This is a genomic window from Ruegeria sp. BJ5, from assembly GCF_056537865.1.
The window spans coordinates 1-651 of sequence record NZ_JBQFSH010000022.1; the positions used below are offsets into that span (position 1 = coordinate 1).

Genomic DNA, 651 nt, shown 5'->3' on the forward strand with positions numbered 1-651 from the left:
CACCAACGTGCATTTCTTCCCGCTGGGCGGGATCAAGACCAACGCCAACTGGGCGATCAATAACGGCGGTGCGTCGGCACAGCCTGCAAACGCTTAAGGACCGGACATGACCCGTACAGTCGTCGAATCAAAAACAAAAACTGCCGTTCTGGGCTTTGACGAACCGTTCTGCGTGATCGGTGAGCGCATCAACCCCACGGGTCGCAAGAAACTGGCGGCGGAACTGGAAGCGGGCGATTTCTCGACCGTCGAGAAAGACGCGCTGGCGCAGGTTGCGGCCGGTGCGACCGTCCTGGATATCAACGCCGGGGTTGTCTACAACTCGAACCCAAACCCAAACGAGACCGAGCCGCCGCTGATGCGCCGGATTGTCGAGCTGGTGCAGGGTCTGGTGGACGTGCCGCTGTGCATCGACTCGTCGGTTCCGGGCGCGTTGGAAGCCGGTCTGGAGGCGGCTGAAGGCCGTCCGCTGCTGAACTCGGTGACTGGCGAGGAAGAACGCCTGGAACTGGTTCTGCCGCTGGTCAAGAAGTACAACGTGCCGGTTGTGGCGATCTCGAATGACGACACCGGTATTTCCGAAGATCCCGATGTGCGTTTTGCCGTCGCCAATACGATTGTTGAGCGGGCCGCCGATCACGGCATCCCCGC

Annotated in this window: 1 protein-coding gene and 1 pseudogene; both read left to right on the top strand. The window is 61.0% G+C overall.

Features of this window, described 5'->3' with window-relative positions:
- Positions 1 to 97, top strand: a pseudogene (locus ACR0NY_RS19135) (methylenetetrahydrofolate reductase); the annotation flags it as partial.
- 9 nt (positions 98 to 106) lie between these two features.
- Positions 107 to 651, top strand: a 545-nt coding sequence (locus ACR0NY_RS19140) for a dihydropteroate synthase (protein ID WP_480771308.1), incomplete at its 3' end; no start/stop codon positions are given.